Raw genomic sequence first — 15638 nt, forward strand, 5'->3', positions numbered from 1 at the left:
AGGTAAAATGGAAGTTATCAACGACTTTCCTTATAACGTCCGCGAGATAGAAAACGTCTTTATCCCCATGCGCGATGGCCAACATTTAGCGGCGCGCATTTGGTTGCCTGAAGCTACCCAGGATACCCCTCTGCCCGCCATTATGGAGTATATCCCTTATCGCAAGCGCGATATCACGCGTGGCCGCGATGCTACCAATCATCCTTATCTGGCGGGCCATGGCTACGTATGTGTGCGAGTGGATATGCGTGGCAGCGGTGACTCCGATGGAGTGCTCACTGATGAATATACCCAGCAAGAGCAGTTAGATGCGGTGGATGCCATCGAGTGGATTGCCCGCCAAGCCTGGTGTGACGGTAGCGTCGGCATGATGGGTATTTCGTGGGGTGGTTTTAACAGCCTACAAGTTGCCGCCAAGCAGCCGCCGGCGCTAAAAGCGATTATCAGCTTATGTTCAAGCGACGATCTTTATGCCGACAACATGCACTATATGGGTGGCTGCCTTCTCGGGGATAATTTATCTGAAGCCACCGTCATGCTCGCCTTTAACGCCTTACCGCCCGACCCGCTGATTGTCGGCGACCGCTGGCGAGATATGTGGCACGAACGCATGGAAGAAAGCGGCCTATGGATTGATAAGTGGCTGCGCCATCAGCGGCGCAGTGAATATTGGTCGGCAAGCTCCGTTTGCGAATACTACGACGCTATACGCTGCCCGGTATATGCTGTTGGGGGCTGGGCGGATGGCTTTACCAATACCGTTTTCAGATTAATGGAGCATTTAGAGGTCCCACGCAAAGGGCTTATTGGCCCCTGGGGGCATAAGTATCCTCATCAAGGTATTCCGGGACCTGCCATTGGCTTTCTTCAAGAGGCACTGCGCTGGTGGGACTACTGGCTGAAAGGCAAAGACAACGGCATTATGGATGAACCCATGCTGCGCGCCTGGGAGCAAGACAGCGTCCCTCCAGATAACTCCTACGAAGACAGACCTGGCCGCTGGATTGCAGAGCCTTTATGGCCATCCAATAATATTCAGGAGCAACACTATTTATTGTCCCCTTATCGGTTAACGCCTCTGTCTTCGGCTAGCGAACCTGAACGCAGCACTGAGCCTACCACCATGGGGCTACAGTCACCGTTAAGCGTAGGCTTGGCGGCAGGCAAATGGTGCTCATATGCCGCCACGCCGGATCTACCCGGTGATCAGCGCGAGGAAGACGGCGGCTCGCTTATTTTTAGTACCGATGCTTTAGCTGAGCCGTTACATATTTTTGGTACGCCTTCATTAGAGCTGGAAGTTTCAAGCAATCAGCCACAGGCAATGCTGGCAGTGCGTCTTTCTGATGTAGCGCCAGATGGTAAAGCCACCCGGGTAACGTACGGTTTACTCAACCTTACCCACCGCGATAGCAATGCGGAACCAACGCCGCTTGAGCCGCACCGGACTTATCGGGTCACCATTGATATGAACGGTATTGCGCAACAGTTTCCGGCGGGGCATCAATTACGGGTTTCTGTATCAACCTCCTACTGGCCGCTTGCCTGGTTGCCCCCAAAACCTGCTCAGGTAGATATTTCGTTTAATCATTGCGTGCTCAAGCTACCCGTGCGTTGCGCAGGTCATGAAGAGGATGGCTTAACGCACTTTGACGCTCCGCAGTCTGCCCCTCCTCTTGAGATCACCAATCTTGCACCCAGCAAGCATAATTGGTTATTGCATCAAGACTTGGCGACTAAAAGCTCTACGCTGGAAGTCGTTAACGATCAGGGGTGCTTTCGAATTAACGATATAGGTACCGAAATTCATCGGTGTGCCCGTGAGTATTACACTACGGTAGGTAATGACTTTACCTCTGCACGCGGGGAAACCGTCACAGAAAGCTCATTCAAGCGCGATGATTGGCATACGCAGGTTTACACGCGCACCGTGCTTACCTGCACCGAAACTAATTTTATCATTCATGCCGAGATGGATGCTTATGAAGGGCAGTACCGGGTATTCTCAAAAAATTGGGAGTCAACTATTCCCCGGGATCTTCTGTAAGCCGCGCCTTACAGAGGTTAGCTCGCCTTAAAATCAACAAAGCCGCCCAACGCGTGGGCGGCTTTGTTGTAGAGCGATATACGTTAACGCATAAGGCACAGCTAGCCAGAAAAAAACCTCGGCAAATAATTACCGAGGAAAGGGCCTAATTAGTAGGGTATGCGGCGAAAGCACTTACCGCTTGGCGCGCAGATCGTCATTATCCGCACGGTGCAAAAACTCGGTAGTAGTAGATTCAATATGATCGGCAAGCCAAGCAGCCATATCCTCTTCTTCTTTGAGGATCTCTCTGCATACCTGGGCCACTCCAGTCTGGCCTGCACTTTCAGCCGCCTGGATTAATGCCTTGTAGTTGGCAATTTCAAAATGCTCAAAGGCGTAGCTGGCAATACTACCTTTCATGACTTCGTCGCCTGCCATCATGCCGCCGAGCGCCTGACCGAACGCGGTTAACTTGCCGCCCAGATCTTTTAGCGCGGAAGTATCAATATTTATTCCGGCCATAGCCTGCTCTAATCGCTCAGACTGGTGACGGGTTTCATTTAAATGCTGCTCAATTCGCGCTTTAAGCTCTGGATAATCCTCCAAGCGTTCTGCTTGGGATCTCAGCATTTTCTCAGCTTGCTGCTCCATAGCATGTGCATCACGCAACCAGTTCTCTAGATACTTGGTTTCCATCGTGCATTCTCCTTTAAGAAACTGAGCAATTCATAGCTGTTTACTTAGACGGATCAATCTGGTCCTTCTGAGCGCCTGATTTTTCCTTAGCCATACCAAGCGTCGCTTCCTGACCTTCAGGTGCTGGCTGGTTGCGAACCGAGAACTGGCTACGGCCATCAAAGGAAGGACCTTCACCCCAACGTCCTTTAGGTGCTTCTTTATCAAGCAACGTATTGAGGTAGTAATACGAGTGTTGCATGGCTTCGTGGTCTTCAGGCGTTGAGTTGGGGATGGGAAGATTTGCGCCCAGTCCACCTAGCTCTTCGATCACAGCCAACCACTGCTGCTGATGGTAGGTATCTCGAGCAATCAGGAAAGAAAGAAAATCTTTCATGCCGTGATCGTCAGTCCAGTTATAAAGGCGCGAGGCCAACACCCGACCACTGGCCTCAGCCGTTACGTTCGCCAACATATCGGCAGCCACGTTGCCGGTGGCATAAATGTGGCTCATATCAAACGGCACCCCGTTAGCATTTACAGGCATGGCCGAAAGCCCCGATGACAGTAGATGGCGAGGGTTTGCACCGCCAAGAATGGCATTCATGACGGGATCTTTTGCGGTAGCCTCTTGATAAGAGACCGGCGCCCCTTCCAAATTAAGCGCAACCGCATGGCCGAGCATTTCAATATGGGCAAGTTCTTCGGTCGCCGTCGACATCAGCAGGTCGCGAATGCGATCATCACCACGCGCGCCCATTGCCTGGAAAAAATATTGCATGGCTACCCGAATTTCTCCTTCGATACCACCAATAGCCTGCTGAAGCAGCATGGCAAATTCAGGATTAGGCTTATCGACTTTAACCGGATATTGAAGTTTTGCTGAATGGTGAAACATGGTGACCTCTCCGACAGTAACTGCCAGGGAGAAAACTCCCTGGCAGAAAACTTAAACGCTATGCAGTACGATCTAATTACTCAACCACCTTTTTCCATAAAGGTTTAACAAAAGCTTCCTTGCCCCTTAAAAATACTAACACTTAGTTAATTCTGGTTAAGAAACTCAATCTTCTGCATAACAACCCTTTAAAAATCAGTAACACATATATGCCACTACTACGTTTTATAAAGGGTTACCATTTAAGCGTTTGCGTAAAACCTAATGGCCAATCTCATTCGGCTGTGATCAGGAATTACGGCCTCCTTGGCTGTTTTCTCCGCCTTTCTTACCAGCTTCGGAAGCGCGCTCTGGGTCATTCGCGAAGTTACCACCACTCTTTTGGCCGCCTTTATGGCCGATATCTTCGTAAAATTCTTTATCGTGATTCTTTGAGGTAGCTTCGCCACCTTTCTTGCCTGCTTCTTCGCGACTCATTCCATTGTCGTTGCGATTGTTAGCCATGATTCATCTCCTTTCATGCATTCGGTAAAACCAAATCATTCCGTGGAACTCGATTAGTTAATCGAGTAATTTGAGAGTAGCCAACTCATAAGTTGTTTCAAGCGATATAGTCAATAAGAAAGCTTTTTAATCTTTGTAATTAACAAGCTTTTATTTCATGTCAACAATCCAATTAATTTAAATAAATAGAAACTTTAAATTAATGATAAAGACATCTGTAAAAGTTTAATAACATTAAATTTATAGAGGCTTTATTACCAAACGCTTCAAGAGGGACTTCCAGCCGGTGGCGATTGCTTAAGCAAACCAAAGGGAGCAGCTTGTTTGTTTGACTCTGCCCTCTCATCGCCAGCACATGGATAACAGATAAAACTGGCTTCGCCCGCCAAGGGTCAAAGGCTGATGGGTAGAGCATTGGCAGTCAGGGCATTCGGTAATGTATCTAACCCGTATCGGAGAGTGTTGCAGCGGCTTTGCGGTCACAGATTGGAAACTGGTGATGTATAGAAAAGGAAAAATTAAGCTTAGAAAGGAATGGTATAAATTTTGGTATAATTTTTTCTTACTCATCTATTGTGCACATATTATACATGGTCTAGTATAAAGTTGTCGGCGGCAGGAAGCTACCAACGAAAAGGAATTTCCACTCAGGATGAGTGACCAAATGCCAGGAAGGCATGAGTACACCAAACGCCCCTTCATAGGGGCGTTGTTGTATAGAGGCGTTGCTGTTTTTACCTTCTGTATTACCTGTCTTTACATCTCGCCTTTACCCACCACGTGCTGACCTTGCAAAGGCTCGGATCATCCTAGCTGTATCGCGACCTCCTAACGTGTTGGCACCGTCGCGATGGCAATCGTAAGAAAATTTAATGTGGCATAGCAAAAATCCTTGAAATTTATAAGATTATTGTTTCCATGTAAGAAAATGCTTACAAATATTGTCGTCGATTGACTACATTATTTTCTATCAAAGTAGCTACACTTCTAAGGGCTACTAATCGCAGTAGCCCACTTGAGTCGCGCTAGCCCAGGGAAGGGCAATGGAAGGCAATATGCGAAAGGATCAAGGAAGCGCGATAGGCCAAGGAGGGCCCCACCACTTCTACCCAGGCTAACAAACAGCCCCTATCTATCCGTTAATTTTATCGGGCTATCACTTGTAGCGTTGTATCCACCGCCAGCAGCACAAGCCGATAGCAACCTTCCTGAAGCATACTACCTAGCAACTATTTCGTTGGTTGAGCGCTATCCTCTAGTACGTATAAAAAGCTAACGGCGATTACCTAGGATATAACTCAATTCGTCTTCTGATAGAAAAGTCGGCAGCTTAATTGGCTATGAGCACTTTTCAAACGCGCACAAAAAAGCCGCCCTTTCGGACGGCTTTTTCGGATTCTCTAATATGTTGCTTTTAACCATCTTTTGATGGTGCCGACACCAGGAGTCGAACCCGGGACCTACTGATTACAAGTCAGTTGCTTTAACACCAACAAAAAAAATTTTACCCTATAACAGCGCAACCAAAACCTTCCACTTGTTAGCATTGACATTATCGTCACGCTGTTTGCCGCCTGTCAAGGTGGTAGCTAAGTTTTTGAGTGTAGCTCCTAAAGGCTTATTGCTGCTCAAGATGAGAGTGCCTCTGTTCCAAATACGTTTTTAATGTATTTAGGTCGGGAGAAATATATTCCATTGTTGACCTAATATCGGTATGTCCACACACTTGTTGGGTCAGATATAGATCCCTACCTTTGCTGCGCATGAGGTCCGTGGCCAAGCTATGACGAAACCGGTGGGGCGTGACGCGGCTACCACAATAGCGCGATAAGCGGTTGAAGAATCGCTCCACTTGCCAAATATCCATCGTTTCTCGCCGTGTTCGGACTGAGTAGAGGTTTACATTGAAGAGCTGTTCATTACGCTTCACCCCCTTGGCATGCGCAGCTGTCATTAACTCAACTAGGTATGGATACAGTGCGTCAGTGATTGGGAGCACTGACTCATGGTTGTTTTTGGCTCCTTCTGCTGATGCAACTAAACGACGTCGTTTCAGATGTATATCGTCGGGTGTTATACTCAGCAGCTGATTTAACCGAATACCTGTATGGTAGAATGTTTCTACAACTACTCGCCAAAACCATGCTGGGTGTATGGATGCAGGTTCTTTTTTCACTACTTCGTATCGGCGGCACAACTCTAGTGCTTCTCTTGATAACCCGATATCTATATCTCTTAAAGTTTTTCGACCACGCTTTTTTTCCCGCAGGAAGACATTTTCAAAAGGAGACTTATCTATCGCTATCAAATCGTTCGTTATACCAAAGCGATATAGCGACTTTAAGTGCCTTGCATAGTTATTCCAGCTGCTTTCCTTTATCCCGCTAGGGTTGCGGCTAGATTCAACTATGGCGACCCTCCATGCTAAAACATCATGACGCCTAACATCCCCAGGCATGACGTCCAAGCCGATATAACGTCTAAACAACCTCACAGGCCCCGAATAGCTCAACTGAGTTTTTGGTGAAAGCCAGCGCTCAACAAACATTTCTTCCAATATTTGCTGAAAGTTATAATTGCTCATTCCCCCTCCTCTTGAGCAAGAGTGAGGAAAACGTTATCCATGCAGTCAGTAGGTGTAATATCACTGTCCTGCTTCAACCGATATCCTTTGAGTACGCTACCCCGACGATTCGGGCCACGGACGCTGACCTCCCAAATATTGGTATCGTGTTCAGTTTTAATGTGAAGCCCTAGCTTTTGAAATCGCTGCTGCACTTTGTTCCAGTTTTTATCTGTTCCAAATGTAAGATCACAGAATCGCCTGAAAATACCGGGACTTACCAGGAAGTAGCCTCCCTCAACAACATGTACAAGAGCTTTTGAGTCATTAACTATTAACTTTCGAGAAGCAAGGCTTTGCTGCAGCCATGATATAAATCGCTCACCAATGTCAACCGGATCAGCCTGTGGCGACTTGCTTACATTGCAGAATGCTTCATTTGACTGTTTCTTTGTTGTACTCACCTCGTCAGCTTGAACATCGTCTCCAGCTATTAGTGCCATCATGTCATTGATGCTGAACTCACCAGCTTCACTGGCCGAACTATGAATTTCTGTATCTGCTATAGCTTCGGAACTCTCTGCAAGCTTTGGTTTGGCGGCGGCTGCCGAGTCCAGTGCAGTAGAACTGCTATCTTTTGAAGCTTTTGAGTCAATTACCGTCAATGTGCCATTCAACGTAGAGGGGCGCTCTTCTTCTGCGCCCCAGATAAGTCCTGCAGGCACTTTCAAAAAACTTAGACTAGCTCGCCAGTCTCCTATTTGGACGTCCGCTTTCCAAACAGACTTACCCTCACCTGCCTCTTCGATCAGGCCATGTGCTTGCATCTCGTCGTACATACGCGTTGTGTTCGATGGAACGCCACCGACCCCATGCTCTAGTAGATACGCTTTGAGTTGGTTCGGTACGCTGGGTGAAACGATCCAAAGTGCATCGTCAGTTAAGTACGCAGGCGCTCGCGGTGCATTTAGAGTTAACTGCTCCTTTACGAGGTACCTGAGAGCGTCTGTTAACTTGCGTTGTAGAGACTGAACTGGCGCTTTTAGCGCTTTAGCTGGATCACCTCCTAGCGCATTGGCAACCGAAGCCCTATCAGCCTGAGAAACAATTTCACCGATAATTCCTGCTTCACTACTATACCCAGACATGGAGAACATCAATTGCTTGAATACTTGAGGGTCTTCAGACACCCAGTCCAAAATGGCTCCGTCAAGTACACGATGACAAAGTAAACCATTGGTTGCTTGATGTAGCATGTAATCGCGATCCTTACGATATTTGACTCGGTATGGACTGGGTATGGGACCATTCCATACACACCACTTCCTTCCATCATTCAGATAGATATCAACATCCAATAGCTTTGCGACATCATGTAGTAGAGCGCCGTACGCTATCGCAACAGTCCATCGCTCGCTACACGATGACTGCATTTCTGGGGATGCACCTGGCGGAAGTAAATGCTTCTGCCGGATCCTTAATGCGAAATTAACCACCTCAAGGCCATGATCCAGCATCCCTCCGGCATAGGCATGATGATGAGACTCTGATGCAGGTATTAACTGAACAAGTTCAGCGTAGCGTTCCAATGGGCGCTGTATAAACTCCTGAAAAACGGGTTTTGTCAGTGAGGTCAGATCCCATAGTGCTTTTATCACTTGCTTTCTATATGGCTGATCAAGCAGCTTCGCCCCTGCCAAGGGCACCACCCAGCCCTCCTCTGCACGAGAGCGAGGGATCGGTGCCATTTTTTTCTTTATGAACAGACTCTTTAACATCAGTAGGCTCAATAGTAGTCAATTGGTCTATCTGACGCAGTTCTGAAATTGAAGTGAAGCGGGAATGTTAAGTTCCATCTCAATACTTTCCGTCACTGCAGCTGATCTTTAGCTCTTAATAAGAACAAATCTCTCAAGAGGATGGCTAACCATACCTAATATACAAGAAGCACAAAGGCTAGATTGTTAAACAAAGTTTCTCGCCCAGAGAGACTATCCTGTATATAAACAAAGACCATTAAAAACCCCCTCCGAAGAGGGGGTTGAGTTCAAGCGACCAGTTGCCTAGCTAATGCCATTTCTACGGAGTCACCATCCGTATTAAGGGCATCAAGGCCTGACTCAGGAACATCTCCCGACGTGCTTTGAGCCACGGCAATTTTCTTGGCCATTAGTGCCAGGCACGTGATCTGTGATGTTTGGGCATAACCCAAGTACAACACACGTACCGGCATTTTCTGACCGATTCGCCAGGAACGCCTAGCCGCCTGTAGCAGCGTATAAACGTTCCAGCCGGTCTGCATAAAGACGATGGTTGGAAAATCCAGCAGATCCAATCCTGTTTTCACCAACTCGGGATTGGTTATGACCACGTCGACCCCGCGGTCAACTTGCTCTGCAATCCAATCCTCTCTCCTTGTTGTCTCAACGCTGGAACGAAGTATCGAAGTTTTAAAACCGGCTTGCTCAAGAACCCGTTTAAGACGGCTGCTAGTGTCGCGTTTGCCTGTATAGGACGTATAGACCAACACTTTGCGTCCTTCAGCTTTCTCTCGCTTGCAGATCTCAATGAGCTCCCGTTCCTTGGGCGTGAGATCTTGCTCGCTAAAAATCGTCTTAACGAACGCTAACAGGTTGCCATTGCGTGGATGCTTAACTGTCTCCTGTCGGAAACAGCAATCAGGCCATGCAAGTAACGCGTTAAGCACAACGCCTAGCAGGGTCGTATCCCGCCGTGCTAAAGCCTGCTTTAGTTCGGCGGTCAACTGAGCTTCTAGTCGCCGATAGGCAAAAAACTGCTCTTCACCCATCGGTACCTCTATGAACTCTTCATCGTAGGGCGGTAGTACGTTGCCCCCGATATCTTTGAGTTTGAGGAAGACAGTGAAAGGCAGCACATAACGCATGATGCCCTTAGGGCCGAAGCCTGGGGCTTTTACAGTGCGCACAGACAGCTTTTTGCCTTTAGCTGTTTTGTGCGAATCACCGTCGCGCTCAGTGTAAATGTCCTTCAGCACTCCATGATCACGTAGGAACGACATGGCCGCAGGCCCCATCGATCCCCTGTCATTAGGGCTATAGCCATCTTCAATCATTCTGGACGTCAGAATTCTGAACAGCAGATAGAAGAGATCATCAGCATATCCCCCCATCAGAGTGCCCGTGAGCAACAGTGTTTTTCGCGCCTTAGCCGCCAGTACACCCATTGCCTGCCCCTGTGCTGAGCCCGCATTTTTGTACTCGTGACCTTCGTCTACGATTAGCAGATCGAATGTCTGGTTGGGCAGATAACGCTTAACGAACTCAGTAGCCTGGTAGCCACCTTCACCAAAGCCAAATTCCATCGTGGCCATGGTTCGTTCCATCCGTGCTGCCTGACGATCCGAGAACACCAGATCACCGTTTTCATCCATCAAGTTCAGGAACTCATGGATGTTGTCACCTAGCATGGAGGCCAGAAACTCTTCGCCGAATTGGCCAACGAGTCGCTCAGATGTCACTTTGCCGATCGTTGGCAGTTTACGCAGAGCTTTTAACACCATATCGCGCTGCACATTGCCGGTAGCCCGCTGCGGGCGCATCAGCGTCCATAGTGTGTTACCACAATGCTGGCATTTTTGTCGCCGCTCCTCACGCAAGAACTGCACCATGCTGACGTGCTCGCCATCACTATCGAGTATCCAGCCGCCACAGTCTGGGCATGAGGCCAACTCTCCACCACAAACACGCTTAGCTGCTGCAACAGGGCGCCAGTGGAACCCCATTCTCATCCTCACTCGACCGAGAATGAAAAACTCGGGACGCCCATCATCAGGCGTGCCAAGTACAGAACGAAGCTTCAATAGCTTGGCTAGCGTATCTGGGCCATTGAGTACCCATACTCGTGCATTTGGAATGGTCTCCAATATCTCGCGCCGCCACTTATAAACTAGGTGGGGTGGTGCGATTACTTTAAAGCGGCGATAGCCCTCCGCATGGCATACAGCAGCCATGGCGATGGCCATCATGGTTTTACCCGTTCCCATCTCAGCATTAATGATGCCAGCAGGTTCATTGCGGTCGAGCATTAACGCTGCGATCGCCTGTACCACTTCTGCTTGGGCAGTAAACGGTTTGCGTGCCAAACCATCCATAATGACTTGTCGCGCTGGGTTGCCCGCTCCGTCATAGACGGGCGGGTGAGATCGGCTCAACGACTCAAGCAGTCCATCCCCAAACTCTTCAATGAAGTCATTCAGGTCTACCGTAGGCCCGAAGCTATTTGCATCAAATGCCGCTGGTAGATTTTCGCTTACAGTGCCGGCCGATGCCGGTGATTTGATCATTGGGTACATGATCGTCTCTCCTATGAGTATCAAGAAATGACGGGCATGCACCTCCCCAGACGGGTTAGGTACAGCCCGTCTGGGGGTGAGGTAGAGCGAACTTCGCCCTTAGTTAATAGTCTTCTGGCAGTAGCAGCGTTGTCGAGCTGCGGTCCGCCTCTGTAATAATCCAAATGGTGAGCGTTGAGCTCACGTTGTAAACGGACATCAAGCGATCACCGTCTTGGAGGCTCTGTTCGTTTCGCTGAGCATCGCCCCCTGATACGTCTCCCCAATCACAAAATGCATGACGTTTGAGAAGCGTTAAGGGGTTGAATACCCCATCAGCAATCAGATCGTTCACAGCACGAGTCATCACGATTCGACCGAGACCGAATCTCAGCTTCTTCGTAGTTACGTTTGATACCGCCGCCTGTCGAGTAGGAGCCGATTCCGCTTCATCAATCTCACCGCCTTCTGAAGCATTTGCATCGCTATCATTGGCTGGTGGTACAGACGTTATCGTTAGCAGTTGACCCAGCTGTGTAGACCCTGCTGTCATTTCCCACGCTCGGATCACGGGTACAAACCGATCAGTTAGAACCCGGGTTTCTTTCACTGAACCATCTTCGTTCTCAGTGAATTCGGTTTTAGATATCTTATCCTTGTGAGTATTGCCTTTAACTACCAGGCAACGCCCACCAGGTGATGTGACTACTCCAGTGATGGCACCGGCAGCTAACGAAAGCGCCAAATGCCAGTTCGATAAACGCCTGACAGGAGGTCTTGTTTTGAGACCTGTTCGGCCGAAAATGGCACCGACGTCAGACCATAATCCGCCCAGTTGAGTAACCTCTTCTTCCAATTGCCTAGGCTCAACAGTCACTCGGTAGAAGTGCCCCATCTCACCCTTCGCAGAAGGAACCACGTAGGGGTCGAAAGGCCATTCGTCTGGTAGAACATCAGGCGTCTCCTCTTTCATACCAACGCGAAGCAGCTGACTACGGTGTCGCTTAGTCTCTGCCTTGCCTTCCACCTCGTAGCGACGGGCTCTATTGCCAAAAATCACTACTTGCTGAAATTCATCGACGGCCGCCCGAAATACCCTCAGGTTGTTGATATGATTGGCTAACCATCCCGCTAACTCCTTGTCGAGCGAATAAGCCGGGATAATCAATACCAATACGCCCCCGTACTGGAGAGTATTAATCGTGCGCTGGTAGAAAAGCTTTTCAAGTCGCTGTCGACCTTTGCCCTCGTAATGCACGTTTTGGGCACTGTCGGCGACAAGATCACCATAGGGGGGGTTGAGCCAAAGCAGCCCCATGGTTCTCTGTGAGACAACGGTGTCCATGAGGTCACCTTGTAGCGATGTATCCACTAAAGATGCCATTGTGGTCGCTCGCTCAGGGTCGTACTCGACGCCGAAGGCATGGACATATTCACGGCCCAGGTAGTGTGCTACTTCTGCGATCGCTTCGCCCTCACCCGCACATGGGTCAAAGATTCGCATTTCACCAACAGATGGCTGCAAAGCTTTTAAAACCCGTTCAGTTGAACGTGTATCTGTTGGGTAATAGCCGTTCTTTACATAATTGTGCGCCAGGCGCGGAAACATGAGTGCCATGAGGCACCTCCTGAATGAAATTAAGGATGGGAATAAGAAGGCGCGGACAAGCCACGCCAGAAGGAAGTAAATTCAAGGCTCGGTGGTGAGATGGCCAGTTCGGATCATCTCGCTAATGCACATCGCCATTGCGTTCTGATCCAGCTTGATTTCCCAGGCGTTGAGCCGTCCCAGCGAGTTTTGAGCAGGAACAATGGCATTCTGCTGATGCAGCCATGCCATAACCTGTTCTTGCCAGTGATCGAGGAGCGGTAGAGGACATAAGTCATTAATCCGCTGCCACAGCCTGTTTTCAATCGACTCTGAAGTCTCGCGCTCAATGAGCATGACTGCTTCAAGATTGGCTCGATCAGGGCTAACGCAGCGCTGGTCAAACAGCCATACCTGCACCAGGCTACCGAAGCGGGTCTTTTGAAAGGCCCGAGTCGTGCGTTTTTCGTAGTTATCCATGTCGCGGAAGCGAACACGGTGTTGGGTCCCACCCTCCATAATATGGAGGGCATCCAGGCCGTTCTGGGCTGGTGGTAGCGTAAGCCTTGCAAGCAGCTCCTGGATAGCTGTATCCCTCCCCCAAAGAGAGAGGAACAAGCAATCGCCGTCACTGCTGACACAGCACGCGTCTGCATATAAATCGGAGTATTCCCCGATAGCGAATAGGTCGGCCATCACTGCCTCCATCGATCAGTGTTGAGAGATTGATGGAGCGACCGAGCCCCAAGGGCGTCGATGCGCCCCATAGGGGTTAATTACTACCTAGCTGTAGATAACGGGGCTATTTGAACCACGTTTGGGTTTTACTTTGGAATTGGTAACCCATTTCTTTCAGTCGGCTAACTTGGCTCCTAAATACGGCACGCTCAATAGTTGGATCGAGCTTGACAGTATTGCCTAGTGGCCAGAGCAGACCGAAGAGTTTCATATCAGGGTTATCCGATTCATTTTGTACCGGTGGTACGTTTTGAGGTGTTGCGGCAGGAGACGCAGCTTGGGGTGTTTCCTTAGCTCTCACCGGCTGAAATTGCCGCTGCTGCATAGGCTGCGGTTGGGATTGTACCGGTGGAGTTTGCGTTTGAGGGGTTGCCTCTTCTTCAAGTGGATCTATTTCTGACGAATCGAAGTGAGGCTTATCAGATTGCGACACGAGCACACCGTTATCGGAGAGCAGCATCTCGCCAACTCTGGCACGTACCTCGACTACCAATCGCCCACCTGCAAAATAGCTAGCCGGCCGAATCTCAAGTACCAAGAACTCACCTGAGAATTGACCCTCACTAAATTGCTCCAGTTGGGGATCCTTGATGACGAACTCACCGATGGAGGTCGCCAGGCGTCCGACGTTGAAAGGGCCGTGACGACCATGGATCGTCTTGACGAACAATCGGCCAGGAATCTTTATCATGGAATTAGACCATTGGAATAAATGAGTAAGACTCGCTCGAATGAGCGAGTCAAAAGGAGTTAAAGGAGCCTTTCCTCAGCGAAAGAGAGTACATCGGATCCAGCGACAATCATGTGGTCGATTACACGAAGGTCGATTAAACCCAAAGCATCTACGAGTCGCTTTGTGATCTGTTTATCGGCATCACTTGGAGCGCTCGCACCGCTGGGATGGTTATGAACAAAGATGACAGCCGCAGCATTGTGTTGAAGTGCTGCTTTCACGACTTCACGGGTATACACCGCAGCAGAGTCAATCGTTCCTCGAAACAACTCCTCATAAGCGATAACTCTATGCTGACAATCTAGCCAGATCGTTGCGAAAACCTCGTGCTCAAGGAAGGCTAATTTAAGCTGTAAATATTCTTTAGCATTAGATGGGGAAGTAAGTGAGAGACCTGGCCGAAATTGCCTCTCTAACACCTTACGAGCTGCTTCAACAACGTAGTCATCATCTGCAACACGGTAAGCCCCAGTAGCATCCTGAACGAGTAAGTGCTGAAGTTTCGCTTGCGAAGAAGCGATGTGGTAATTGCAGGTAGCCATGACAGGAGTCTCGTACATGACCAAGACCACACCCACCGGGAGTGTGATCCCGGTCTGGGGTGGATAATTATGCTTACGCGGCGATTAGCTCACTGAGTTCTATTTCATCAGCTTTGGCCAGAAGAAGGTGCTTTCCTTCTTCACCACTAACGACAACTGCCTCTATATCAAGACCTAACGGCTCCTCAGAATTACCACTTGGCGGAATTCTGAAGTGGGTAAAGCGCGCCGCCTGGGTACCTGATGGGTACTTTGCTAGCTGAGACGCAGTGTCTTGAAGCATCAGCGATAACCGATCCGAAGCTAATATGCCAAATCTGTTCACCGTGGCCTCAGCACAATGCATGCTGTCAGCTATTAAGCCGAGACTTACATGAACTGGACCAGTGAACCCTAACTCATTAGCTACTTCAGATAGGTTAATGGATTGAAGTTGCATGGTGCTTCTCCTTGCTGGATTGAAGTGCGAATCCATAGGAAACACCATCCCCATGGGAAAGTGTTTTCCCATGGTAGGTAGACGGCCATGTGGCCAATTACAGACTGCCTCAAACCGCTTGCGGCACGTAAGCGTTCATTCCACGACGTAGTTGACCTACTTCACGTCACGGAGAGGCCTTAATAACTCCGGCGAGACCTTGTACTGTTTCCTGCCATCCTCACCCAGCACGATCACACTCTTGCGATTGATTTTGGTGACGATCCCCAACACCGGTCCTTCCCGGCCTTCGAAGGTCACTTTCAGGCCAACCCGCAATTGACTCAAGGCATGCAGGGTTTCTTGTTCTTGCAGTTCATCAATTCGCTGGCAGATGGTCTGGTTCAGTTCCAGCAACTGGTCGATGGTCATGTCCTCAATGCGCACGGACGTTGGCCTCCGGCTGTTTGTTCTGTCGGTCAGGGTGGCGTGGGTCGATCAGCGCCCGTAGCGGATTGTCGGCGAACCGGGTTTTCCAGAGTCGGGGCGTCAGGTCGCTGACTTCACGGGCCGGGTGCTGGCTGATACGTTGCAGCACGTCCACCAGATACGTGTACGGGGTAATATCGTGCAGCTTG

The 15638-nt window shown here is 49.4% G+C and carries 14 protein-coding genes; 1 reads left to right on the forward strand and 13 read right to left on the reverse strand.

From position 1 onward, the window contains the following. The first annotated feature begins 7 nt into the window (after positions 1-7). Positions 8-2047: a CocE/NonD family hydrolase gene (locus INT33_RS08175; protein ID WP_193091593.1), complete on the forward strand. Its 2040-nt coding sequence runs from the start codon at positions 8-10 to the stop codon at positions 2045-2047. 174 nt (positions 2048-2221) lie between these two features. Here INT33_RS08175 and INT33_RS08180 read toward each other — a convergent pair whose 3' ends face one another. From INT33_RS08180 to INT33_RS08240, 13 genes are all read right to left on the reverse strand, one after another. Further along, a complete protein-coding gene (locus INT33_RS08180) occupies positions 2222-2725 on the reverse strand; it encodes a ferritin-like domain-containing protein (protein ID WP_192537739.1) in 504 nt (167 codons plus the stop codon). A 40-nt stretch (positions 2726-2765) separates the two neighbouring features. Beyond that, complete coding sequence (locus INT33_RS08185) at positions 2766-3602, reverse strand: manganese catalase family protein (RefSeq protein ID WP_193091594.1); 837 nt, start codon at positions 3600-3602, stop codon at positions 2766-2768. A gap of 288 nt (positions 3603-3890) precedes the next feature. Further along, complete coding sequence (locus tag INT33_RS08190; RefSeq protein WP_192537741.1) at positions 3891-4106, reverse strand: con-10 family general stress protein; 216 nt, start codon at positions 4104-4106, stop codon at positions 3891-3893. 1618 nt (positions 4107-5724) lie between these two features. Further along, the gene (locus INT33_RS08195) at positions 5725-6690 is read right to left on the reverse strand and encodes a tyrosine-type recombinase/integrase (protein WP_193091595.1); all 966 of its coding nucleotides are present in this window, start codon (positions 6688-6690) and stop codon (positions 5725-5727) included. Beyond that, positions 6687-8447: a MobH family relaxase gene (gene mobH, locus INT33_RS08200; RefSeq protein ID WP_193091596.1), complete on the reverse strand. Its 1761-nt coding sequence runs from the start codon at positions 8445-8447 to the stop codon at positions 6687-6689. Before mobH ends, INT33_RS08195 begins: the two co-directional genes overlap by 4 nt. Positions 8448-8716: 269 nt before the next feature. Then, positions 8717-11002, reverse strand: coding sequence for a DEAD/DEAH box helicase (locus INT33_RS08205; RefSeq protein ID WP_319643921.1), 2286 nt, complete (start codon positions 11000-11002; stop codon positions 8717-8719). Positions 11003-11105: 103 nt separating this feature from the next. After that, positions 11106-12599 (reverse strand): DUF6094 domain-containing protein, encoded by a 1494-nt coding sequence (locus INT33_RS08210; RefSeq protein WP_193091597.1) that lies wholly within the window; start codon positions 12597-12599, stop codon positions 11106-11108. 72 nt (positions 12600-12671) lie between these two features. Further along, positions 12672-13265 carry a hypothetical protein gene (locus INT33_RS08215; RefSeq protein WP_193091598.1) on the reverse strand — a complete coding sequence of 198 codons (594 nt, stop codon included), beginning with the start codon at positions 13263-13265 and terminating at the stop codon, positions 12672-12674. A gap of 106 nt (positions 13266-13371) precedes the next feature. Continuing rightward, entirely contained in the window at positions 13372-13998 is a 627-nt protein-coding gene (locus INT33_RS08220; protein ID WP_193091599.1) for a DUF3275 family protein, read from the reverse strand. A gap of 59 nt (positions 13999-14057) precedes the next feature. Next, the gene (gene radC, locus INT33_RS08225) at positions 14058-14582 is read right to left on the reverse strand and encodes a RadC family protein (RefSeq protein WP_193091600.1); all 525 of its coding nucleotides are present in this window, start codon (positions 14580-14582) and stop codon (positions 14058-14060) included. Between the two features lie 73 nt (positions 14583-14655). After that, on the reverse strand, positions 14656-15021 hold the full coding sequence (locus INT33_RS08230) for a hypothetical protein (RefSeq protein WP_193091601.1): 366 nt from the start codon (positions 15019-15021) through the stop codon (positions 14656-14658). A 156-nt stretch (positions 15022-15177) separates the two neighbouring features. Further along, positions 15178-15447 (reverse strand): hypothetical protein, encoded by a 270-nt coding sequence (locus INT33_RS08235; RefSeq protein WP_004578758.1) that lies wholly within the window; start codon positions 15445-15447, stop codon positions 15178-15180. Then, on the reverse strand, positions 15437-15638 hold a 202-nt coding region (locus INT33_RS08240; RefSeq protein ID WP_193091602.1), incomplete at its 5' end, for a transposase domain-containing protein. The genes INT33_RS08240 and INT33_RS08235, both read right to left, overlap by 11 nt.

The sequence above is a fragment of the Halomonas colorata genome (assembly GCF_014897985.1).
Lineage (GTDB): Bacteria > Pseudomonadota > Gammaproteobacteria > Pseudomonadales > Halomonadaceae > Vreelandella > Vreelandella colorata.